Origin of the sequence: Actinoplanes sp. CA-051413 (assembly GCF_050955795.1) — a bacterium.
Taxonomy (GTDB): Bacteria; Actinomycetota; Actinomycetes; order Mycobacteriales; family Micromonosporaceae; genus Actinoplanes.
This window is the reverse complement of the sequence record NZ_CP192100.1, coordinates 5754393-5775389: the sequence shown is the minus strand read 5'-3', so window position 1 is coordinate 5775389 and position 20997 is coordinate 5754393. Positions and strand designations below refer to the sequence as shown.

Here is a 20997-nt window from a genome sequence, read left to right as displayed (position 1 = left end):
ACCCTCCTGCGGCCCGGGGCGAGACCGACCGGAATCGAACCGGCGTCCCCCCGCTTGAGAGGCGGGTGCGTCGACCTCTGCGCTACGGCCTCGCCGCGCGGAAGCATAACCAACCGCCGCTACGGGCCGCGTACCTCCGCCAGCACCCGCGCCGGGGTCCGTCCACGCTGGTCGCGGGCGTCCGCGTCGGCGCCCGCCGCCATCAGGGCCGCCATCGTGGCCTCGGCGGATGACTCGGCCGCAGCGTGCAGAGCCGTACGCCCCTCGTGGTCGCGGTCCTCCAGCGACAGGCCCGCGCCCAGCAGCACCGGCAGCAGCCGCTCGTGGTCCAGGTGGGCGAGCCAGTGCAGCAGGGTGCCGCCACCCGGGCCGCGCAGGCCGGGGTCGAGACCGTCCGCCAGCCGCGCGAGCAGCCCGTCGGTGTCGCCGTGCAGGGCCAGGGCGAACAACGCCTGCCGGTCCTTGCGGACGTCTTTGGGCATCGGCCGGACACCGGTGCGCCAGCCCCGCACCGCAGCCGCGCAGCCGCTCATCGGCCCGCCCGCGTCGGCGTCGCCGTGGTGCGGGGTGCGCAGGTGTCCGCCGGTGGCGAGGACCGTGTGCCAGTCGGTGCCGCAGCGGACCCGGATCGGCTCCGGCACGTGCGGGACCTGCGCCCGCCACCGCTGGACGCGGTCCGGGAACAGCGCCTCGTGCACCAGCGGGTGCAGCTCGTCCGGGCCGATGTCACCGAAGCGGAGCAGGCTCACCTCGGCCGGGGCCGGCACGTCGAACATCCACGGGCCGGAGTCGGCGCGGGAGTAGTCCTGCCGGCGCACGGTGAACCGGGAGACGCCGATCAGGCCGTACTGGGCCCGGAAGCGCTCCTGCTCGTACCGGCGGGCGAGCCGGAGCAGCTCGGCGCGGGCCACCGGCAGGGCCCGGCCCATCCGGGCCAGCAGCTTGGGCAGCTCGGGGCCGTAGTGGTGGGTCGGAGTCTGGTCGACGTCGAAGCCGGCCAGCTCGAAGGCCTCTACCGGCCGCCCGGCGGCCAGCGCCGCGGCGATCCGCTCGATCTCACCGGTGCGGTCCGCCGCCTGCTCCGGGGGCGTCACGGTGCCCTGGGGGTACGGGGACCCGTCGGCGAAATGCCACGGCAGCCGGTCCGGGCCGGCGCCGTACACCCAGCGCCGGTCGGCCACGGCATCGGCACGCCACGTCCATTCCGGCAGGTCGTAGAAGTGGGTGGGCAACTTGTGCACCACCTGCAGCCTGACGGCCTGCCGGACGACCTGCCAGCTGCGCGGGTGGGTGGCGACCAGAACCGGCCCATGCCGGCGGGTGCCTTCCCGGGCCCCGCGGCACGGCTCGTCGAAGCGGGACAGCACCACCGTGGCCCGCGGCACCAGCCGGCCCTCCGACCGGGGCAGGAACCGGCGCAGCAGGTCGGGGGCGAAGCCGGTCAGCTCGGCCTCGATCCGCTCGGCGTGCGCGGCGCCGTAGGAGGACGCCACCGCCCGCAGATCGAGATCCACCTCGACGAGCGCGGCCGCGCAGGCCCCGCGCCAGTCGCCGGCGAGCCGCCGCTCGGTGGCCGCGGCGATCATCGCGGGCGGCGCGCACAGGTTGAGCTCCCGCCGGTACCGCAGGCGTTCCCGTCGCCGCTCCACGCCGACCCCTCCCGTCGCCGGACCTCCCCGCCGGAGGTGGCGGACCGGCCGGAATCGAACCGGCGTCCTCCGCATCTGCAGTGCGGCGCGACGACCTCTGCGCTACGGCCCGCCGCCGCAGGACTCTAGCGGCACCAGGACCGCGCTGTCCGCCCGCGCCGGATCGGCTTTCCTGGGAAAAGGGGCGGCGCGGGGACCGGGGCCGTTGCTAGCGTGCGCGGCTGACGGTTGCCGCATCTGCCAGCAGGGAGCTGCCGATGTTCGTGCTCGCCCATCTCAGCGACACCCACCTGGACGACACCCCCGAGTCCGCGGCCCGGACCGTGGCCGTCATGGACCACCTGAACGCCCTGCCCGGGCCGGTGGACGCCATCCTGATCACCGGCGACATCGCCGACAACGGGCGCGAGGACGAGTACCGGCTCGCCGCCAAGCTGTTCGCCTCGCCGCTGCCGGTGCTGGTCTGCCCCGGCAACCATGACGTGCGGGACGCGTACCGCAAGGGTCTGCTGGGGATCGCCGAGGGCGGCACCGCCCCGATCAACAGCCGGCACGACGTGGCCGGCGCGGTCTTCCTGCTGGGCGACTCCAGCATCCCGGGCGCGGACGAGGGCCGGCTCGACGAGACCACGATGGCCTGGCTCGACGGACAGCTCGCGACGGTCGCGGCGGAGACACCGGTCTTCATCGCCTTCCATCACCCGCCGGTCGAGCTGCACCACCCGGCGCCTGACTCGATCCGCCTGCTCGACGCCGAGCCACTGGCCGCCCTGATCGCGGCGCACCCGCAGGTCAAGGCGGTACTGACCGGCCACGCGCACACCGCGGCGGTAAGCACGTTCGCGGGCCGGCCGCTGCTCGTGGCGCCCGGGGTCATCTCCACGCTGCGGATGCCCTGGGAGGGGCCGGGCCCACTGGCTACCCGCGATCAGCCGCCCGGCGTGGCCTTCCACGTCCACGACGACACCGGCCGGCTGACCACCCACTACCGCGTCGTGGTCTGAGCCGTGTGCCTCGCCGCGGTGCTCGGCTTCCTCGCCGTCGTCGCCCCGATCAGCATGAGCCCGGGCACCAGCCTGACCCTGGTCGTCTCGGGCGTCACCACCTCCGGGCGGCGGCACGGCTGGTGGGTGGTCGCCGGCACGGTCACCGGCCTGTACGTGCACGGCCTGCTCGCCGCGGCCGGGCTCGCCGCGCTGGTGCTGCACTCGGCCCAGGCCTTCCGGCTGGTGCAGGCGGCCGGCGCGGTCTATCTGGCCGGCCTGGGCCTGTGGATGATCGTCTCGACGCTCCGCCGCCGGGAGCCACCGCCCCGGCCGCGGCGCGTCGGCCTGCGCCACCCGTACGGCCAGGCGCTGCTCGGCAACGTGCTCAACCCGAAGGCCGCCGCCGTCTACCTGACCCTCGCGCCCCAGTTCCTCGTGCCGGAGCGCCCGGTGTGGGCGCCGATGATCGTCCTGGTCACCGCGCACGCACTCTTCGTCGTCGGCTGGCTCGGCGCCTGGATCGTCGTCTCGTCGGCGGGTGCCCGCATGCTGCGCACCGACCGGGCCCGGCGGGTGATCAACCGGGTCGGCGGCGTGATCCTCGTGGCGCTCGGCATCCGCTCGGCGGCCTCACTGGCCTGACAGCCACCGGTACGGCGCCACCAGCTTCTTGGCCGCCGCCGGGCCCCACGAGCCCTGCGGGTACTTCGCCAGCCGGGGTGGCGCGTCCAGGATCGGCTGCACCGCCCGCCACGCCGCCGACAGCCCGTCCGGCCGGGTGAACAGCGAACGGTCCCCGAGCAGCACGTCGTGGATCAGCCGCACGTACGGCGGCAGCGGCTCGGCGTCCGGCAGCTCGGCCAGCGGCAGCTTGATCGTGGCCGGCTCGACCTGCAGCTCGACGCCCGGCTTCTTGGCCAGCAGCCGCAGCTCGATCTGCCCGTCGCCGGACAGCGAGAAGGTCAGCGCGTTCGCCTGGGCCGGCAGCCCCTCGATCGGCCGGTCCGGGGTCCGCAGCACGATGGTGACCCGCTGCTCGCTAGCGGCCATCCGCTTGCCGGTGCGCAGCAGGAACGGCACGCCCTTCCAGCGGGCGTTGTCGATCCACAGCTTCGCGGCGACGAAGGTGTCCGTCTTCGACTTGGGGTCGATGCCCTTGACGGCGCGGTAGCCGTCGAACTGGCCCAGGACCACCTCGGCCGGGTCCAGCGGCCGGAACGAGCGGATCACCCGTTCCCGGGCGGACTGCAGGTCGGCGGCGCCGAGACTGGCCGGCGGCTCCATGGCGACCTCGGCGGCGACCTGGAACAGGTGGGTGACGAGCATGTCGAGCACCGCGCCGGTCGCGTCGTAGAAGCCGGCCCGGTCGTCGACCCCGAGGTCCTCCGGGACGTCGATCTGCACGCTCTCGATGTGCTCGCGGTTCCACATCGCGGCGAACAGCTCGTTGGCGAAGCGCAGCACGTGCAGGTTCTGCGTCGCCTCCTTGCCCAGGAAGTGGTCGATCCGGTAGACCTGCGACTCGTCCAGCACGCTGTGCACGATCCGGTTGAGCGACCGGAAGTTGCCCGGCGAGGTGCCGAACGGCTTCTCGTAGACCACCCGCGCGCCCTCGGCCAGGCCGTGCTGCCCGAGCGCCCGGGTCAGCTCGGGGAAGGTCTGCGGCGGCACGGCCAGGTAGTGCACGAGCTCCGCCTTGGGACCCAGCTTCTTGCGGGCGCCGTCGATCACGTCGAGCAGGCTGCCGGGGGAGTCGGTGGAGAAGCCGCCGCCGGCGAACAGCAGCCGCTGCTCGAACTCGCGCCACGGGCCCTTGTCCGGGTGCGGTCCGAACTCGACCAGCACGTCGTGCACGTGCTTGCGGAAGTCCTCGTGGGCGACGTCGCCGCGCCCGTTGCCCACCAGCACCCAGTCGGCGGGCAGCAGCCCCTCGATGGCCAGGGTGTAGAAGGCGGGCAGCACCATCCGCTTCGCCAGGTCACCGGTGGCCCCGAACAGTACGAACACGGTCTTCGTCGTCGCCATGCCTCCAGCATTCACCGTTCGCGGGGCCGATTAACCGCGGATGGGCGTACCGCGGGTGTGACGCCGGACGCGCGCGCACGATGTGCCGAAAAAAGTCGCCAATATTTTGAACCGGTTGAATTCGCCGAAGATCTGAACCAGATCGCTATGTGGTCGCGTACTTGCTGCCGGAACGACATTGATGTCCGACGACGAGGAGTGGTGATGAGACTGCGACAGCGACGACGCATCGGGACCGGCCGGACCGGGGTCAACCGTAAGGCGATCGGCGGCGCGGTCATCGCTGGTGTGCTGGTGGTGGGCGGTGTCACCGGTCTGCAGCTCGCCTCGGCGGGCGAGCAGGCGCAGGCGTCGGAGATCGTGGTGGTCGACGGCCAGAACTTCGACATCGCGGGCTGCGAGAAATTGGAAATCAACGCGGGCGCCGTTGTCTGTGACGGCGAACCATTGGCGCCGGAGGACGAGATCGGTGCCGCCGAGGCGGCCGCCGCATCGGCGCTGGCGCTCGAAGCCGCCTGCGATCAGTTCGCGATCGATCAGGCCGCCGCGGATGAGGAAGCGGCCGGCGCCGCCGAGGAAGGCGCCGAAGAGGGCGCCGCCGGTGACGAGGCCGCTCCGGCCGAGATGTCCAAGAAGGCCAAGAAGGCCGTGGCCAAGAAGTACGCCAAGGGCATGGGCGCCGAGAAGGCGGCGGGCAAGAAGAAGGGTGCCGCCGCTGAGGAGGGCGCTGCCGAGGAAGGTGCCGCTGAAGAGGGCGCTGCCGGTGCCGAGGAGCTCGACGCCGCTGTCACGGACGCCCGCGCCGCTCTGCTGGTCGCCTGCCTGGACCTCTCCGGTGCCAAGGCCGCCGCGGGCGAGGCCGCCGGTGACGCTGGTGCCGGTGAGGAGGCCGGTGCCGGTGACGAGGCCGGTGCTGGCGAAGAGGCCGGCGCCGCCGAGGAGCAGGGCGCGGTCAAGAAGAAGTAGTCGCTGAGCACCGAACGGCACCGGCCTGTCCCGCACTCATCCGCGGGACGGGCCGGTGCCGTGTTCACCCAAGGTCAAAATCTGTCCGGCGTACGCACGCCGTCGGCGGTGGGCTTCCAGTCGCCGCTGTCCCGGCTGTCGAAGGTGAGCCCGGCGCCCGAGGCGATGGCGATGGCGATGAAGAAGAGAAGGACGGCGAATCCCATGACGTTCACACCCTTGTTCCGGCGGTTCGTTGGCCGGTGCGCACCGGGCTTGTTACCAGCATGGACCCGCGCCGAAGCCCCGGACAGTGGCAGAGATGCCATACATCTTCAAAATCCTGCCAGTACGCCGTAGGCTGGCCGCATGTTGCGCAGTGTCGCCGTGATCGCCCTTCCCGACGTGGCCGTCTTCGAGCTCGGAGTGCTCTGTGAGCTCTTCGGCTACGACCGCACCGCCGAGGGACTGCCGAGCTACGAGTTCGCCGTCTGCAGCGTCGACGGCGCTCCGGTCCGTACCCATGCGGGTTTCAGCATCTCGCCCGCCCACGACCTGGGGCCGGCCGACGAGGCCGACCTGGTCGCGGTCGTGCCCGGCACCAACGACCGGGAGCCGCCGGCGGTGGTCCTCGACGCGCTGCGCCGCGCCCACGCCCGCGGCGCCTGGGTGATGAGCGTCTGCACCGGCGCGTTCACGCTCGGCGCGGCCGGGTTGCTCGACGACCGCCGCTGCACCACCCACTGGCGCCACGCCGACGCCCTGGCGGCCCGCTTCCCGCTGGCCAAGGTCGACCCCGACGTGCTGTACGTGGCCGACGGCAACGTCATCACCAGCGCCGGCACGGCCTCGGCGGTCGACTGCGGACTGCACCTGATCCGCGAGGAGCAGGGCTCGGCGGTGGCCACCCAGCTCGCCCGCCGGATGGTCGTGCCACCGCACCGCGACGGCGGCCAGGCCCAGTTCATCGAGACGCCGGTGCAGCCGATCGAGTGCGACACGCTGCAGCCGCTGCTCACCCACGTGCTGGAGACCCTGGACCAGCCGCACACGGTGGACACCCTGGCCGCGGAGGCCCACATGGCGCCGCGCACCTTCGCCCGCAAGTTCCGGGCCGAGACCGGCGCGACCCCGCACGACTGGCTCACCGGCCAGCGGGTGCTGCTGGCCCGGCGGCTGCTGGAGGAGTCCGACCTGGGCATCGACACGATCGCGGTGCGGGCGGGCTTCGGCAGCGCCGCGACGCTGCGGCACCACTTCGGACACCGGCTGGACACGACACCGCAGGCATACCGGTCGATGTTCCGCACCCGCACCCACTGACCCGCCCCGCCGCGCCGCCGTGGCGGCGGCCCGGGCGATGATCGGCACTCGATACCATGAGCGCCGCATCGGAGGTGCATGGTGACGGACGCGACGCGGTCGCTGCGGTGGTACGGCGGGCTCGCCGTGCTCTTCTTCGGCATCGGGCCGGCGGTGATGCTCACGCTGCTCGTCGTGCAGGGCCGGACCCCCGGCTCGGTCGGTGTGCTGCTCATCTTCGGCATCCCGCTGGTCCTGCTCGCCCTGGTCATCGCGGGGCTCGGGCTGACCGGTTCCGACCCCGAGCTGACCAGCCGCCGGATGCACCTGGCCATGGCCCTGGTGGCCGGCGCCGACGTGCTGATGCTCGGCGGCAACGCGATCATCCGGATGATCGCCGAGTGATCTTCCGGCGGGCCCTGCCGCTCGGGCCCGCGCTGCGCGACCGGCTGGGCCGGCCGCGCCGGGTGCGGACCATCGCCAGCAGCCCGCGGTCGCGGGTCTGGCGAGCTGAGTTCGCCGGTACGCCCGCAGTGGTCAAGCAGATCGTCGGAGGCGCCGACGCGGCCCGCCGTTTCGACCGGGAGCTGACCGCCCTGCGCCTGGCCGGGGCCGCCCGCCCGGCCGTAGTGCCCGAGGTGCTCGCCGCCGACCCGCAGCGGCGGGTACTGGTGCTCGAACACCTCACCGAAGTGCCCGACGGCGAGCCCTGGGCGATCCGGTACGCCACTGCACTGGCCCGCCTGCACGCCCTCGGCCCCGGGGACCTGCCCGCCGACACCGGGCCCGCGCCGCGCGATGTCCGGGCGTTCCTCGACCTGGCCCGCGCGCTGGGAGTGACTGTCCCGGCCGGCGTCGACGACGAGCTGGCGGCCCTGCTCGAGCGCCTGCGGGCAGCCGGAACCGCGGCGCTGCTGCACGGCGATCCCTGCCCCGGCAACGAGATCACGACCACCGGCGGTATCCGCTTCGTGGACCTCGAAGGGGCCGCGGCCGGTGCCGGGATCAACGAGCTCGCGTACCTGCGGATCGGCTTCCCGACCTGCTGGTGCGTGCGGTCCACGCCGGAGCCGGTGCTGCTCGCCGCCGAGCAGGCGTACCGGGAGACCTGGCGGTCGTTGCGCGGCGGTGACCCGCCCGGCGACCTCGCCGACGCCTGCCTGGGGTGGGTCGTGCAGGGCGACGCGCTCGTGGAACGGGCTGAGCGGCAGGGCACCGACCACTTCGCCCGGATGCTGCGCGCCGACTGGCGTTGGGGCACCATGACCGCCCGCGAACGGGTCACGTACCGGCTCGGAGTGGCTGCCGCCGCGGCCGACGGACGCGCTGACCTCGCGGGCACCGTACGACTCGGCCTCGCGATGCGGGAGGCCCTCGCCCGCCGCTGAAAAGAATCTTGATCGTCGATGTCACGCCGACCGGTTCCCACGGACCTAACTAGGTGGGAGTTCAACGGCGAACGGAGACATCGGTGCCCGACGCGCACGGCACGCACGACACACCCGACGTGGAGCGTGCGGCGTCACCGCCGATATCCCCACCGCTTGTTCCGGAGCCGCCTCCTGCCGACGAGATCGAGGAGTTCTTCCGGCGGTACTGGGCGGGCCTCGTGCGCAGCCTGCTGCGGGAGGGCGCCGACCGCTGGGAGGCCCAGGACGCCGTTGCCGAGGCGATCCGGGAGGCGCTGCGTCGCTGGTCGGAGCTGACCCACCCGGTCGCCTGGGTGCGCACCGCGGCCCGGTCACACTGGCTCAAACAGCGACGCAGCGCCGGGCGCGGCGACGTCGAGGTGCTGGTCGCCGACGTCGCCGAGCTGGGCACCGGGCGGGCCGACCCCGAGCTGGTGGCGTACGAGCTGCAGGAATGGTTCGCGGGGGTGCTGGCCCAGCTGCCGCCGGCGCGGCGTGAGGCGTTGGAGCTGTCGGCCGAGGGGCTGACGCCGACCGAGATCGCCCGGCAGGTGGGCAAGACGCCGGAGGCGGTTCGAACGGCCCTGAAACTGGGTCGCAAGCAGGCGGTGGCCATGTGGCAGGCGGCGCCTTCGCAGCGTGGGCGGACGGCTGAGCCTGGCGCCGAGGCGCAGGCAGCTGGGGCCCGGCCCACCGAGCCGCAGGTTGGGGCCGAGGCCGGGTCCAAGCCCGAGCCCGAGTCCAAGCCCGAATCAGTGACCAAGTCCGAGCCCGAGTCCGAGGGAGGCCGGTCATGACGCCGCGCGACGAGCCGTTTCCGCCGGATGAGGGTGGCCTGACCCACGCGATGATGATCGCCGCGCTCAACGAGATCCTCGCCGAGTGCGGCTACGACCCGGTGCCCGAGGAGGACGAGCCCTCCTCGGCCGAGGCGCCCGCCGACCGGCTGATCGAGGACGCTCGCCACCGCGCCGACGGCATTGTTGCCGCCGCGCTCGAGACCGCGGTGCAGTACACGGATGCCGCCCTCGATCAGGCTGCGCGCACGGTGCTCAGCGCTCGCCGTACCCTCGCGCCCCTGCCCGCCGCCGCCCGCCCGCTGGAGCCGGCGCGGCAGCCGGTCCCCGGCACCCGCGGCCAGAGCCTGGGCGACATGTGGTTCGCCGCCGCGGCGGCCGCTGGCGTCTACCTGCCGATCGCCGAGGACGCCGCGACGCGCACGCTCGAGGCGTACGCGGATTGTCTGCGGGCCGCCACCCAGGTGAGCCCGCCGGATCTCGACGCGGCCTACCAGGTCGGGGTGGAGGTTGTCGCCCTCGGCGTCAGCCGGCCCGAAGCGCTGCCGGCCAGCATGACCCTGCTGCTCGACCACCTCAGCGACGGCGACACCGTGCGGCGCCCGGCCCGCCAGGTCGCCGGTACGTTCGCCGCCGGATTCGCCGCCGCTGTCCAGGCTCGCACGCTGGCTCAGCAGGAGTCATTGCACCGGGCCACCCAGCGGGCCGCCCGCGAGTTCCAGTCCGCCCTGCAGCACAGCGAGGCCCGCTACCACCGGCTCGCCTACTACGACCCGGTCACCGGCCTGGCCAACAAGGCGTGCCTCGTGCAGCGCCTGCGGCAGTCCGCCAACGGTGACGACCCGGACCGGCACGTCGGACTCTGCCTCATCGACCTGGGCGGTCTGGTCGCGGTCGGTGAGCAGTTCGGCGCCGACGCCGGCGATCACGTGCTGACCGAGGTGGCCCGTCGGTTGCAGCGCGTCGCCCGGCACCCGGACTATCTGCTGGCCCGGCACAGCGGGCACACGTTCGTGCTGCTGGTGCAGGACAGCGGCGGCCTCGCGCATCTCGCCGAGCTGGCCGAGCAGCTCACCCGCGAGCTGGCCGAGCCCGCCTCGCTGCCCGGCACGGGTCTGACCGCCCCGCTGCACGCCGCGGTCGGGGTCGTCGACGTGCCGACCGCCGGCCTCGACGTCACCCGGGTGCTGGTCGACGCCGAGATCGCCCTGCGCCAGGCCCGGGCCGGCACCACCGGCTGGGCCGCGTACGACCCGCAACCCGCCGGTCCGGGCCGGCCGCGCGCCGCCACCAGTGTGTCCGGGCTCGTCACCGGGCCGCCGTCGTACCAGCCGGTGGTGCAGCTGGGCACCGGGCGCGTCGCCGGGCTGCACGCGCGGATGGCGTGGCGGCACCCGCACCTGGGCATCCTCGACCTCACCCGGATCGGGCAGCTCACCGGCGACCGCGACACCACGACCCGGCTCGCCGGCAGCTTCCTCGGGCAGGCCTGCCGGCAGGCGATGAGCTGGGACGGCGGCCGCAAGGGCCCGTTCATCGGCCTGGAGCTGCCGGTGCACCAGATCGGCTACCCGGACATCGTCGACCTGGTGCGGGAGGCGCTCGCCGGCAGCGGCCTGCCACCCCGGCGGCTGCACCTGCACCTGTCGGGGCTGGACGCCGTACCGGCGGGGGAGCACAGCCACACCGTGCTGACCGCGCTGGCGGCGCTCGGGGTCCGGCTCCAGCTGGACGACTTCGGCAACGGGTACAGCAGTTTGCCGTACCTGCGGGAGCTTCCGCTGCACGGCCTGCGGTCGCCGGCGAGCCTGCTGCGATCCCCGGCCACCGGCCCCGACGCCGACCGGGACCTGCTGTCCGGGATGGCCCGGGTCGCGCACGCGCTCGGCCTCACCCTGACCGTGCACGGCGTGGACGAGGAGGGGGTCCAAGCCCGCCTGGCCGGAACGGGTGTCGATGGCGCCCAGGGGCTGCGCTACGGCGCGCCGACGACCCCGCACCAGGTGCCCGCACTGCTGCGCGGGCCGGCCCGGATGGTGACCGTCGCGGACCGGCGGGTGGCCTCGTGACCGACCACAGTGGAGTAGGCTTCCTCGGCATGGGGAACGCGGACGCGGACTATTCCAGCCGGCCCAGCAGCGCCCGGATCTACGACGCCCTGCTCGGCGGCAGCCACAACTTCGCCGCCGACCGTGAGGCGGCCAAGCGGCTGCTGGCGATGATCCCCGCGGCGGGCGAGATGGCCCGGGCCAACCGCGCGTTCCTCAACCGGGCCGTGCAGTTCATGCTCGACGCGGGCGTGCGGCAGTTCCTCGACATCGGCAGCGGCATCCCGACGGTCGGCAACGTGCACGAGATCGCCCAGCGCCGCGTGGACGATGCCCGGGTGGTCTACATCGACATCGACCCGGTCGCGGTGGCGCACGCCGGTGAGATCCTGCGCGACAACCGGTTCGCCGCCGCGGTGCAGGCCGACATGCGTTTCCCCGAGGCGATCCTCGGCCACGCGAGCGTGCGCCGGCTGCTCGACCTGGAGCAGCCGATCGGGCTGCTGCTGGTCGCGATGCTGCACTTCGTGCCGGACGACGACGCCTATCCGGCGGTCGAGCGGCTGCTCGCCAGCCTGCCGCCGGGGTCGTATGTGGCGATCTCGCACGGGGTCTCGGAGACCGCGGCGGACGCGGCGCTGGACGGGGTCGCTGACCTGTACCGGCGGACGGACGTGTCGACGGCGACTGGCCGCAGCCGGTCGCAGATCATGCGGTTCTTCGGCGACACGGTGCTGGTGCCGCCCGGGCTGGTCTGGGTGCACGAATGGCCGGCCGGCCCGCAGGGTGACGGCGACCCGGGCGACATGGCGGTGGTCGCCGCAATCGGCCAGAAGCCCTGAGTGGAGTGTCGGCCCCGGCCGGTCGCGCAGCTCAGATATCGTTCTCCAGCAGCTCCCGCACCCGCGGAATGACCTCGGTCCCGTACAGGTGGATCGCGGTCATCAGATCCTCGTGCGGCAGCGTCCCGGCCGAGTACTTCAGATCAAAACGCTGCACCTCCAGCACCCCCACCGTCCGGGCGATCTTGCGAGCCACCGTCTCCGGTGAACCGACGTGCCAAGCCCCCTCAGCGATGTCCGCCTCGAAGCGTTCGCGGGTCAGCGGCGGCCACCCCCGCTCGGCCCCGATCCGGGTGATCGACGCCCGGGCGTGCGGCCACAGCGTCTCGACCGCCTCCTCGTCAGTGGCCGCGACGAAGCCCGGCGCGTGCACCGCGATCGGCAGCGGCTCGCGTTCGTACTGGTCCAGGGCCCGGTGGTACAGCTCCACGTACGGCGCGAAGCGGGCCGGGTCGCCGCCGATGATCGCCAGGACCAGCGGGAAGCCGTACCGGGCCGCGCGGACCACCGATTCCGGGCTGCCGCCGACGCCGACCCAGGTCGGGATCCGCCCGGCTGCGGTCTTCGGGTAGACCTGCTGGCCGTCCAGCGGCGGGCGGACCGTGCCGGCCCAGGTCACCGGCTCCTCGTGGAGCAGTTCGGCCATCAGGTCGGCCTTCTCGGCGAAGAGCCGGTCGTAGTCGTTCAGGTTGTAGCCGAACAGCGGGAACGACTCGGTGAACGAGCCGCGGCCCAGGGTGATCTCGGCCCGGCCGTTCGACACCGCGTCGAGGGTGGCGAAGCGTTCGTAGACGCGGACCGGGTCGTCGGAGCTGAGCACCGTCACCGCGGTGCCGAGGCGGATCCGCCGGGTGCGGCTGGCGATGGCCGCCAGCACGATCTCCGGCGCCGACACCGCGAAGTCGTCGCGGTGGTGTTCGCCGAGCCCGAACGCGTCCACGCCGACCTCGTCGGCCAGCACCGCCTGCTCGACGACGTTGCGGATGACCTGCGCATACGGCAGCGTTTCGCCGTCCGGGCCGACGGTGACGTCGCCGAACGTGTCCAGTCCGAACTCCACGGGCAGCATGTGTCGATCATGCCTCACCGCCGCCGGCGCGCCGCGTGAGCCTCGGCTGATACCGATCTGCCGGCATAGATCGTTCGTGTCGGGAATTGGGCACCAAGGGGCAAACCTCACCTCCGCCTCACGGTGTCTCGCCCAGGCTCAGCCCGCAAGCATCGAGGGGGAGGAATGGCGACTTGAGATCGACCACAGTGCGGAGATGGGCCTGGGGGCTGGGCATCTCGACGGCGACGGCAGTGACCGCGTTCGGGGTGGCCGGCTGGCAGGCGAGCGCGGCGCCGACGCCGGGGACCACGCCGGGAGCGGCGGCCGAGCAGCCCCGGGTCTCGGATCCGAGCCCGGTGGCCGAGCCGGCCGCCGGGACGGGCAGTGACGCCCTGACCACCGGCGAGCTCGCCAAGGCCCGTACGGCCGCGCTGACGCCGCAACTGGCCGCCGCGAAGGACGTCACGGGCGCCGCCGGGCCGGAGTACCTGTCCGCCGAACTGTCCGCCGACAGCTCCGTGCGCCGCGCCGAGCTCTACTTCTACGACTACGGCACCGACAAGCTCGTCAAGCAGGTCGTCGACCTCGGCACGGGCAAGCTGACCGGCTCGTACACGGCCACCGGCATGCAGCAGCCCGCCGCCGACCGCGAGGTCGCCACGGCGCTCGACCTGGTCCTGGCCGGCCCGTACGCGAAGGACCTGCGCGACCGCTATGCCCAGGCCACCAGCCGGACCTGGACCGGCAAGCAGGACGTCGTCGTCACCGCGCACGTCCACCAGGCGCGCCCGGCCGATCCCGCCGCGGTCCGCCGCTGCGGCGCCCACCGCTGCCTGCGGCTGGTGGTCCAGGCCGCCGACGGGCCGTTCATCGACCTCGACGACATCATCATCGACCTCTCCGGGCGCACGGTCGCCCGGCTGAAGTGACGGGGACAGCGCACAGATGAAGATCAAGCGGACCATGGGCGCGGCCGCGGCGGCCGCCCTGCTCGCGACCGCCGGCATCACCGGTACGGGGGCCGGCCCGGCCGCCGCCCAGGCCCCGGCACCTCAGCAGTGCGCGGCGTCCACCACGGTCAAGGAGACCCTGCCGAACGGCACCACCTGGCAGCTCTGCTGGCGGATGCACGCGAAGAGCGGCCTCGTGCTGGAGAACGTCTCGATCGCCTCGACGCGCCATCCGCAGCCGGTGCGGATCCTCAAGTCGCTGACCCTGGCCCAGCTCAACGTCCCGTACGACTCCGGCGAGACCGAGTACAACGACATCACCGAGTTCGGCTTCGGCGGCGAGTACCTGCAAACGCTGGCCGGTGACGACTGCAAGGGCGGTTCCGCGCGGGTCGGCTCGGACGGTGGTGCCGAGCCGCAGCGGCGCAAGGTGCTGTGCGTGGGTGCGGAGGCTTCCGGGCTCGCGTACCACCTGGCCAACGAGGAGACGCCGGGCAAGCCGTACGCGAAGCAGGGCCACGACCTGGTCCTGCGCGCCCTGAGCCGGGTCGGCTGGTACGAGTACGTCACCGAGTACCGCCTGCACGACGACGGCCAGATCTCCGCCCGCCTCGGCGCCACCGGTGACCTGTCGCCGATCGACTTCACCACCCCCGACAAGGGCTGGCCGATCGGCAAGGGCAAGCAGGCGTACGCGACCAACCATTATCACAGCGCGTTCTGGCGGGTGGACTTCGACATCGCCGGCGGCGGTAAAGAGCAGGTCGAGCAATACGACTCCAAGGTGACCGGCCCGGGCAGCGTGTCGGCCAAGATCGCCACCGTGCACAAGACCATCGCCAAGGAGGGCAGCTTCACCAAGGTCAACCGCCGCTGGTGGCGGGTGGTCAGCCCTGGCGCGAAGAACGCCGACGGGCACAACCGCTCGTACGAGCTGGTCACCGGCGCGAACGACGTCTACGAGGCGCACCCGGAGACGGTCCCGGACGTGACGTTCACCCAGTTCCACGCCTGCGAGCGGTATGCGACCGGCAACGCCGACCCGCAGTGCCCCGGCCGTCGGGGCATCGTGGACTACGCGCTGCGTCCCGAGACTCTCGCGGATCCAATCATGTGGGTGCGGGTCGGCTTCCACCACGTACCGCGCGACGAGGACCAGAGCCCGATGCCGTTGCACTGGCAGGGTTTCGACCTCGTCCCGCGCGACTTCACCGAGATCAACCGGCTCGCCCCGCCCGCCCTCAGCGGCGTCAACGGCCAGAACTGACGTGACCGCGCCGGTCCCGGGTGACGCCCGGGGCCGGCCGTCCGATGAGGAGACTGATGCGCGTCCGCAGCCTTGTTCTGGTCCTCGTCCTGGCCGTCGCCGGGTGCGGGCCCCGATCCACGCCCGTGGCGGCACCGTCGGCGTCCGTCGCCGCGCCGAACGGCGTCGACCTGCTCTTCGCCCAGATGATGGTCGTGCACCACGCCCAGGCGGTGCAGCTGAGCCGCATCGTCGCCGCCGAGCCCGGGGTGAGCGAGCGGATCCGGCACGTCGCCGGCTTCATCGCCCGCGACCAGCAGCGCGAGATCGATGAGACGAACGCCTGGCTGGTCGCCTGGGGACGGCCGGCGGTGGACCCGGCCGATCCGGTGGTGCGGCAGCTGCACGGCGGCGGGGAGGCCGCGGCGCACGGCATGCTCAGCGATGCCCAGCTCGATCGGGTACGCGACGCGGCGCCGGCCGAGGCGTCCCGGCTCTTCCTCCAGCAGATGATCGCCCATCACACCGGTGCGATCACCATGGCCCGCTCGGCGCTGGAGGACGGCGGCAACGCCTACATCCGTACGCTGGCCACCCACATCATCAATGAGCAGACCGCCGAGAACGACGCCATGCGGGCCCTGCTCGTCACGCCGCCTCCAGGCTGAGCTCGCGGGGCCGCACCAGCATGGCGTGCATGTCTTCCGGCGTGAGCGGCCGGCTGAAGTAGTAGCCCTGGATCGCCGGGCAGTCGGCCGTGCGCAGCGCGTCCCAGTCCGCGATGTCCTCCACGCCCTCGGCGACCACGGACATGCCCAGCGACCGGGCCAGCCACAGCACGGCCGAGATGATCGACGCCTTGCGCGGATCGCTCGCCAGCCCGGCGACGAACGAGCGGTCCAGCTTGACGATGTCCGCGGGCACGGACTGCAGCCAGGTCAGCGAGCTGTAGCCGGTGCCGAAGTCGTCCAGGGCGATCCGTACGCCCAGCGCCTTGAGCGCGTGCAGACGATCCTGCAGGTCCACGGAGTTGGACAGCAGGGCCGTCTCGGTGATCTCCAGGACCAGCCGCGCCCGGTCGTCCAGGCCGCTCGCCGCGAGCAGGCCGGCCAGCATCGGCACGAAGCCGGGCTCGGACAGCTGCCGCGGGCTCACGTTGACCGACACGTAGCCCAGCTCGTCGCGCCACCGGTGCAGGTGGCGCAGGGCCTGGGCCAGCACGTGCTCACCGAGCGGGACGACCAGTCCGGTCTCCTCGGCGGCGGCGATGAAGTGCCCGGGCGCGAGCAGCTCACCCTCCATGGTCCACATCCGTACCAGGGCCTCGGCGCCGACGATCAGGCCGGTGGCGGGCGACACGATGGGCTGGAACCACACCGGCAGGGTCGCCTCGCGCCGGCCGTCGAGGGCCTGCCGCAGCCGGGACTCGGCGGTGATGCGCTGCTGCACCGCGACCCGCATGTCGTCGTTGAACAGTTCGAGGCGGTTGCCGCCGGCGCGCTTGGCCGCGTACATCGCGGTGTCGGCGGCGAGCACGGCCTGCTCGGCCTGGCGCGGCCCGTGCGCGACGGCGAGGCCGATACTGAGCGCGATCTGCAGCTGGGCGCCGGCGACCGGGAGCGGCTCGGCAAGTGCGGCCAGCACGGCCCGACCCACGCGTACGCCGGTCTCCTGCGGGCCGGGCAGCGCGACCACGAACTCGTCACCGCCGAGCCGGGCCACCAGGGAACCGGCCGGCACCGTCCGCGTCACCCGCTCGGCCAGGGCGCGCAGCACGTCGTCGCCGGCGGAGTGCCCGGACCCGTCGTTGATCGTCTTGAAGCGGTCCACGTCGAGGTAGAGCACCGAGACCGGGGCGGTGTCGGCGCTCAGCATGGCGAACAGGTCGACCTCGAAGGCGGCCCGGGACAGCAGTCCGGTCAGCGAGTCCTGGCGTACCTGGCGGCGCAGCGCGGCCTCGTGCTCCTGCTGCCGGGTGACGTCCATGCAGTGCACGAAGATCAGCCGCAGCTTGCCGTCGCGGTCGCGCAGCCCGTTGCTGTGCACCTCCACGTGCATGACCGAACCGTCGTCGTGCCGCCGGTACGCCGTCGTGAACGTCACGGGATCCGTCGCCTGCGTCAGCGCCTCGAAGACCCCGGCCTCGGCGGGATCCACCGGCGTCATGGGCAGGTCCGCCACCCCGAAGCCCGCGGGCAGCTCCGCCGGCAGCCCCAGCCAGGACCGGTACGCCGAGTTGGTGCGCAGCAACCGCCCGTCGGGCGCGAGCATCGCCATCGGTACGGGCGTCTCGTCGAACGCGACGCTGAGCTGCGCCTTGCTCTCGGCCAGGTTGTCCTCGGCGCGCCGCTCCTCGGCCTCGGTCAGGCTCCAGGCGACCACCTGGAACGCCGCAGCCAGCAGCACCGCGAGCCCGTGCAGCAGCGCCCAGGTGAACGGGTGCAACTCGGCGCTGCGGTGGTCGTACGTGTGCTCGCTGACGAGCGTGCCGAAGACGGCGTGGTGCAGGGTGGTGCTGACCAGGAAGGCGCCGAACGGCGCCCAGTCGCGATACAACGCCAGCGCGGCCACGGCGACGAAGAAGCTGAAGTGCGACTCGGTGAGCCCGTCGGACATGGCGACGAAACCGGCACAGGCGATGGTGAAGCCGGCCGCGACCGCGATCGAGGGCAACCGGCGCGCCGGCATCAGCACCGCGCCGACGACGCACGGCAGGACCAGCAGCACTGTCACCAGCCAATCCGCGTCCAGCCCGCCCCGCGCCGCGCCGAACACGGTCAGGCCGGGCACGGTCGAGGCGAGCAGCATGGTCAGCAGCCGGTGGCGACGAGCCCAGTCCTCGTCGCGCAAGCCGCCGCCGGTCGGGAGCCAACCGCGCATAGTCGAACTCCTGTCTCGTCAACCGTCTGGAACCTGATCGGCGGCCCGCGGGCGGGCATGAGTGATCGGCCGGCGCCGGCGGCGTATTCCGGTGGACGCGGGCGTCATCATGATCGGGTGGGAGTCACCCTCTCGGGCGGTATCAGGCCGAAACCGGGTCACCGCGTGCTCGCGGCCGGCCCGGTCCGCGATGCTGCCCGGCTCGCACCGGGCACGCCGGTCGCGGTGGGTCCCGCTACGAGCGCCGAAGTGGCGGCCGAGATCCTGGCCCGGCTGGGGGAACTGGTCGCCGCGGGCGGTGCGGTCGCGGCCGGCGCGGACGTCGACCTGGGGGCCGGACACCGGTCGGCGCGGATCGACGGTGGTGCCGGGGACCGCCGGGACGCGGTGCTGGCCGCGCTGGCCGCACCGGGCTTCGCCGACCGGCTGGGCCCACCGCCGGCGCTGCTGGTCGCGCTCTTCGGCCCGGACGCGACCAAGCCGCTGGGCGCGGCCGCCCTCGAGGCGATCACCGCCGGCCGGTGGCCGGTGCTGCGGTACGCCGTGACCGCCGCCGACCTGCTGGGGCCCGAGCAGCTCGTCCGGATGCTCGCGCTGCGGGCGCCGCAGGGGGTCGACCCATTCCCGTCCGGCCTGCCCTCGGTCGTCGGTTCGCACCTCGGCCGCGTCCTCGGCCCGCTGTCCGGGCCGCGACGGCTGCGGCTGCTGACCGACCTGTGGGAGCAGGTCTGCGCGGCCGGGCTGGCCCGGCAGCGCCGCGAGCGGCTGCTCGACAGCCAGCGTCGCCCGGCGGGCTATGAGGACCTCCAGGCCCGGGCCGAGCGGTTCGAGCACGACGAGATCCTGCTGCGGCTGCGCCGCGGGTTCGGGGCCGAACCGACCCTGGTCCAGGCCGCGCTCTGGGAGCCCCCGCCCGAGGTGTGGTCGGCCCGCGCGGCGCGGCTGCTCAGCGACGCCCTGGCCGCGACGGTGCTGGCCCGGCTGGCGACGACGGCGGTCGACGACGGCTGTGCGGAGGCGCTGCGACGGCACAGCGACGAGATCACGGCGGCGATCGCCACGCTCACCAAGCGGGAGGCCACCGACGCCGGTCGGCCGGTGCCCGGCCTGTGCACGCACCCGTCGCGGCCGGTCCGCTACCTGCGGGATCTGCGGCGCATCCCGGCGGGCGGGCCGCTGAGCCAGAAACAGACCCGGTACGTGCGCGACCGGCTCGCGCTGGCCCGCGACTACGGCATGCTGGCCCTGGAGAACGCCCGCGCCTATGTCGTTCAAGGCCGGTTCCACGAGGACGAGAGGGCCCGCCCGGCCCGGCAGGCCTGGGCCGCCACCGGGCTCGGCCCATGGCGCGAGCAGGTCGGCTACTTCTCCCCGGAACGCCGGCCCGGCTGGGAACACGCCACCGGCGAACTGACAGCGGCCACGGAGACGGTCGGCGACCTCTTCTGGTACGCCGAACTCGCCGACGCCCTGGCCCGGCTGCGCGGCAACCCGGCCGCCGAACTCACCACCGACGAGTACGGCCCGCACGCGGACCCGGAAACCGACCCGCCGGACGACCCGCTGATGCCCCGCCTCGACGCCGTCGCAGCGGCCGCGGCCGGCACCGCTCAGCTCGCCGAGCTCGGCGGAAGCGTGGCGCCGCGCCCGCGCACGTGGGCGGAACTCGTCGGTGGCCTGCTCGCCGGGGTCACCGCCGCCGAGGCCCAGCCGGGCCGGTTCGCCGTCCCGGCCCCGGCCGAGGCCGCCGACGGCACCCTGCTGCCGGGCACCGACCTCCGGATCGAGGTGGCGCGGACCGGACGGCAGCTCGCGCGCTGGGCCGGCTACATGGGCAACTGCATTGCGGGACCTTCGTACGCCGACGGCGCTGCGGTGGGCCGGCAGGTCCTGGTGGCCCTGCGTGGGCCCGACGAGCGGATCGTCGCCAACGTCGAGGTCCGGCTCACCGGCCGGGGCTGGCGGATCGGCGAGATCAAGGCCCGGTTCAACGAGGACCCGGATGAGGACCTGCGGCGGCGGACCCTCGACTGGATCGCGTCGCTGCCGCTGCCCGTCGGGGAAGAGCTGGACGCGGGAGTCGAGCCGCTGTTGCCCGTACCGGTGCGGCGGGCGCAGCGACCGGCCCCGGCCGCCCGGCTGACCGCCGAGGTGGGGGACCGCCTCGGGGAGCTGGCCGAAGCCGCCCTGCGGCCGTCCCCGCTGCTCGCCGCCCTGATCGGCGCCGAGCCGGGGCCGCCGGCGCTGGTAGCCCTGCGGCGCAGCAGTCCGGCGACCCTGATCCGCGGCTGCCGGCGCCTGCTCACCGACGTGCCGATCGCTGAGCTCTGGGAGGCGAGCGAGCACCGGCCGCTGTCGGAAGCGGTGGCGGGCATGCCCGCGGCGGTGCGGGACAAGCTCGCGCCGCTGGGTGCGGATGTGCCGATCCCGCGGACTCTGCGCCGACTGGCCCGGCTGCCGCGGGTCGCGCCGGCCCGCAACGCGGAACTGGTGGCGATCCGGCTGCGCGCGGCACTGGGGCATCTGCTGCGCGAGGACGCACCCGAGCTGGCGCAGGCCATGGCGGGACGGCCGCCCCGGCAGCTGTTGCGCGCGGGCGTGCTGGCGGTGACGTCGTGGGGCGGCCTGGGCGCGGCAGGGGCGGTCACCGCGGTGACGGGTCGGCGGCGGGTGCGGGTGCCGGGTTATCCGCAGTCGTCGCTGAACGACGAAGGCTGGCAGGCGGCCTGGCCGGACGCGGTCGAGCTGGGCGCCGAGCCGGAGGGATTCTGGCCCCGGATCGTCGCGCACGGTGCGCTGGTGCCGTCCTCCTGGCTCGGCGGCGGTGACTGGCCCGCGCTGTGGGGACGGGCCACCCGCTGACACTC

At 73.6% G+C, this 20997-nt stretch carries 18 protein-coding genes and 2 tRNA genes; 13 read left to right on the top strand and 7 right to left on the bottom strand.

Translation table 11 applies throughout. The features are described from left to right. Positions 1–19: 19 nt before the first annotated feature. From ACQP2Y_RS27295 to ACQP2Y_RS27285, 3 genes are all read right to left on the bottom strand, one after another. Positions 20–92: transfer RNA gene (locus ACQP2Y_RS27295), tRNA-Glu, on the bottom strand. 27 nt (positions 93–119) lie between these two features. Then, the gene (locus tag ACQP2Y_RS27290; RefSeq protein WP_433717877.1) at positions 120–1649 is read right to left on the bottom strand and encodes an ankyrin repeat domain-containing protein; all 1530 of its coding nucleotides are present in this window, start codon (positions 1647–1649) and stop codon (positions 120–122) included. A 37-nt stretch (positions 1650–1686) separates the two neighbouring features. Then, positions 1687–1760 (bottom strand) — tRNA-Cys (locus ACQP2Y_RS27285). A gap of 146 nt (positions 1761–1906) precedes the next feature. Between ACQP2Y_RS27285 and ACQP2Y_RS27280 the strand changes: the two genes are divergently transcribed. Together ACQP2Y_RS27280 and ACQP2Y_RS27275 are read left to right on the top strand one after the other, a co-directional pair. Beyond that, positions 1907–2653, top strand: a complete 747-nt coding sequence (locus tag ACQP2Y_RS27280) for a phosphodiesterase (RefSeq protein WP_433717876.1) — start codon at positions 1907–1909, stop codon at positions 2651–2653. 3 nt (positions 2654–2656) lie between these two features. Next, positions 2657–3277 (top strand): LysE family translocator, encoded by a 621-nt coding sequence (locus tag ACQP2Y_RS27275; RefSeq protein WP_433717875.1) that lies wholly within the window; start codon positions 2657–2659, stop codon positions 3275–3277. On the opposite strand, the gene zwf is transcribed toward ACQP2Y_RS27275, so the two are convergent. Next, a complete protein-coding gene (gene zwf, locus ACQP2Y_RS27270; RefSeq protein ID WP_433717874.1) occupies positions 3266–4660 on the bottom strand; it encodes a glucose-6-phosphate dehydrogenase in 1395 nt (464 codons plus the stop codon). The genes ACQP2Y_RS27275 and zwf overlap by 12 nt on opposite strands. A gap of 204 nt (positions 4661–4864) precedes the next feature. On the opposite strand from zwf, the gene ACQP2Y_RS27265 reads away from it, so the two are divergent. Beyond that, the gene (locus ACQP2Y_RS27265; protein ID WP_433717873.1) at positions 4865–5626 is read left to right on the top strand and encodes a hypothetical protein; all 762 of its coding nucleotides are present in this window, start codon (positions 4865–4867) and stop codon (positions 5624–5626) included. Positions 5627–5700: 74 nt separating this feature from the next. Here the strand turns inward: ACQP2Y_RS27265 and ACQP2Y_RS27260 are convergent, their stop codons facing one another. After that, positions 5701–5832 carry a hypothetical protein gene (locus tag ACQP2Y_RS27260; protein WP_360825430.1) on the bottom strand — a complete coding sequence of 44 codons (132 nt, stop codon included), beginning with the start codon at positions 5830–5832 and terminating at the stop codon, positions 5701–5703. Positions 5833–5974: 142 nt separating this feature from the next. On the opposite strand from ACQP2Y_RS27260, the gene ACQP2Y_RS27255 reads away from it, so the two are divergent. The 6 genes from ACQP2Y_RS27255 (at position 5975) to ACQP2Y_RS27230 (ending at position 12003) form a co-directional block, all read left to right on the top strand. Continuing rightward, positions 5975–6928 (top strand): GlxA family transcriptional regulator, encoded by a 954-nt coding sequence (locus ACQP2Y_RS27255; protein ID WP_433717872.1) that lies wholly within the window; start codon positions 5975–5977, stop codon positions 6926–6928. 78 nt (positions 6929–7006) lie between these two features. Next, entirely contained in the window at positions 7007–7312 is a 306-nt protein-coding gene (locus ACQP2Y_RS27250) for a hypothetical protein (RefSeq protein ID WP_212988961.1), read from the top strand. Continuing rightward, positions 7309–8295, top strand: a complete 987-nt coding sequence (locus ACQP2Y_RS27245) for a phosphotransferase (protein WP_433717871.1) — start codon at positions 7309–7311, stop codon at positions 8293–8295. Before ACQP2Y_RS27250 ends, ACQP2Y_RS27245 begins: the two co-directional genes overlap by 4 nt. An 83-nt stretch (positions 8296–8378) precedes the next feature. Further along, positions 8379–9113 (top strand): RNA polymerase sigma factor, encoded by a 735-nt coding sequence (locus ACQP2Y_RS27240; RefSeq protein WP_433717870.1) that lies wholly within the window; start codon positions 8379–8381, stop codon positions 9111–9113. After that, entirely contained in the window at positions 9110–11182 is a 2073-nt protein-coding gene (locus ACQP2Y_RS27235; protein ID WP_433717869.1) for an EAL domain-containing protein, read from the top strand. The genes ACQP2Y_RS27240 and ACQP2Y_RS27235 overlap by 4 nt, the downstream gene beginning before the upstream one ends. 29 nt (positions 11183–11211) lie before the next feature. Further along, positions 11212–12003 carry an SAM-dependent methyltransferase gene (locus ACQP2Y_RS27230; RefSeq protein ID WP_433732080.1) on the top strand — a complete coding sequence of 264 codons (792 nt, stop codon included), beginning with the start codon at positions 11212–11214 and terminating at the stop codon, positions 12001–12003. Positions 12004–12034: 31 nt separating this feature from the next. Here ACQP2Y_RS27230 and ACQP2Y_RS27225 read toward each other — a convergent pair whose 3' ends face one another. Beyond that, positions 12035–13072, bottom strand: coding sequence for an LLM class flavin-dependent oxidoreductase (locus tag ACQP2Y_RS27225; protein WP_433717868.1), 1038 nt, complete (start codon positions 13070–13072; stop codon positions 12035–12037). A gap of 173 nt (positions 13073–13245) precedes the next feature. Between ACQP2Y_RS27225 and ACQP2Y_RS27220 the strand changes: the two genes are divergently transcribed. Genes ACQP2Y_RS27220 through ACQP2Y_RS27210 form a run of 3 tightly spaced genes read left to right on the top strand, consistent with a single transcriptional unit; the run spans position 13246 to position 15918 of the window. Next, on the top strand, positions 13246–13983 hold the full coding sequence (locus ACQP2Y_RS27220; RefSeq protein ID WP_433717867.1) for a hypothetical protein: 738 nt from the start codon (positions 13246–13248) through the stop codon (positions 13981–13983). 16 nt (positions 13984–13999) lie between these two features. After that, entirely contained in the window at positions 14000–15271 is a 1272-nt protein-coding gene (locus ACQP2Y_RS27215) for a primary-amine oxidase (protein ID WP_433717866.1), read from the top strand. Between the two features lie 56 nt (positions 15272–15327). Beyond that, entirely contained in the window at positions 15328–15918 is a 591-nt protein-coding gene (locus ACQP2Y_RS27210; RefSeq protein ID WP_433717865.1) for a DUF305 domain-containing protein, read from the top strand. Here ACQP2Y_RS27210 and ACQP2Y_RS27205 read toward each other — a convergent pair. Further along, a complete protein-coding gene (locus ACQP2Y_RS27205) occupies positions 15899–18130 on the bottom strand; it encodes a putative bifunctional diguanylate cyclase/phosphodiesterase (protein WP_433717864.1) in 2232 nt (743 codons plus the stop codon). The two genes, ACQP2Y_RS27210 and ACQP2Y_RS27205, sit on opposite strands and share 20 nt — an antisense overlap. Before the next feature lie 117 nt (positions 18131–18247). Here ACQP2Y_RS27205 and ACQP2Y_RS27200 point away from each other — a divergent pair, with 117 nt between their 5' ends. Next, complete coding sequence (locus ACQP2Y_RS27200; RefSeq protein WP_433717863.1) at positions 18248–20992, top strand: hypothetical protein; 2745 nt, start codon at positions 18248–18250, stop codon at positions 20990–20992. Positions 20993–20997: the final 5 nt, after the last annotated feature.

Coding starts and splice junctions, on each gene's coding strand:
- ACQP2Y_RS27280 (WP_433717876.1), top strand. CDS start 1,907: ATGTTCGTGCTCGCCCATCTCAGCGACACCCACCTGGACGACACCCCC.
- zwf (WP_433717874.1), bottom strand. CDS start 4,660: ATGGCGACGACGAAGACCGTGTTCGTACTGTTCGGGGCCACCGGTGAC.
- ACQP2Y_RS27265 (WP_433717873.1), top strand. CDS start 4,865: ATGAGACTGCGACAGCGACGACGCATCGGGACCGGCCGGACCGGGGTC.
- ACQP2Y_RS27260 (WP_360825430.1), bottom strand. CDS start 5,832: ATGGGATTCGCCGTCCTTCTCTTCTTCATCGCCATCGCCATCGCCTCG.
- ACQP2Y_RS27255 (WP_433717872.1), top strand. CDS start 5,975: ATGTTGCGCAGTGTCGCCGTGATCGCCCTTCCCGACGTGGCCGTCTTC.
- ACQP2Y_RS27250 (WP_212988961.1), top strand. CDS start 7,007: ATGGTGACGGACGCGACGCGGTCGCTGCGGTGGTACGGCGGGCTCGCC.
- ACQP2Y_RS27235 (WP_433717869.1), top strand. CDS start 9,110: ATGACGCCGCGCGACGAGCCGTTTCCGCCGGATGAGGGTGGCCTGACC.
- ACQP2Y_RS27230 (WP_433732080.1), top strand. CDS start 11,212: ATGGGGAACGCGGACGCGGACTATTCCAGCCGGCCCAGCAGCGCCCGG.
- ACQP2Y_RS27225 (WP_433717868.1), bottom strand. CDS start 13,072: ATGCTGCCCGTGGAGTTCGGACTGGACACGTTCGGCGACGTCACCGTC.
- ACQP2Y_RS27215 (WP_433717866.1), top strand. CDS start 14,000: ATGAAGATCAAGCGGACCATGGGCGCGGCCGCGGCGGCCGCCCTGCTC.
- ACQP2Y_RS27210 (WP_433717865.1), top strand. CDS start 15,328: ATGCGCGTCCGCAGCCTTGTTCTGGTCCTCGTCCTGGCCGTCGCCGGG.
- ACQP2Y_RS27205 (WP_433717864.1), bottom strand. CDS start 18,130: ATGCGCGGTTGGCTCCCGACCGGCGGCGGCTTGCGCGACGAGGACTGG.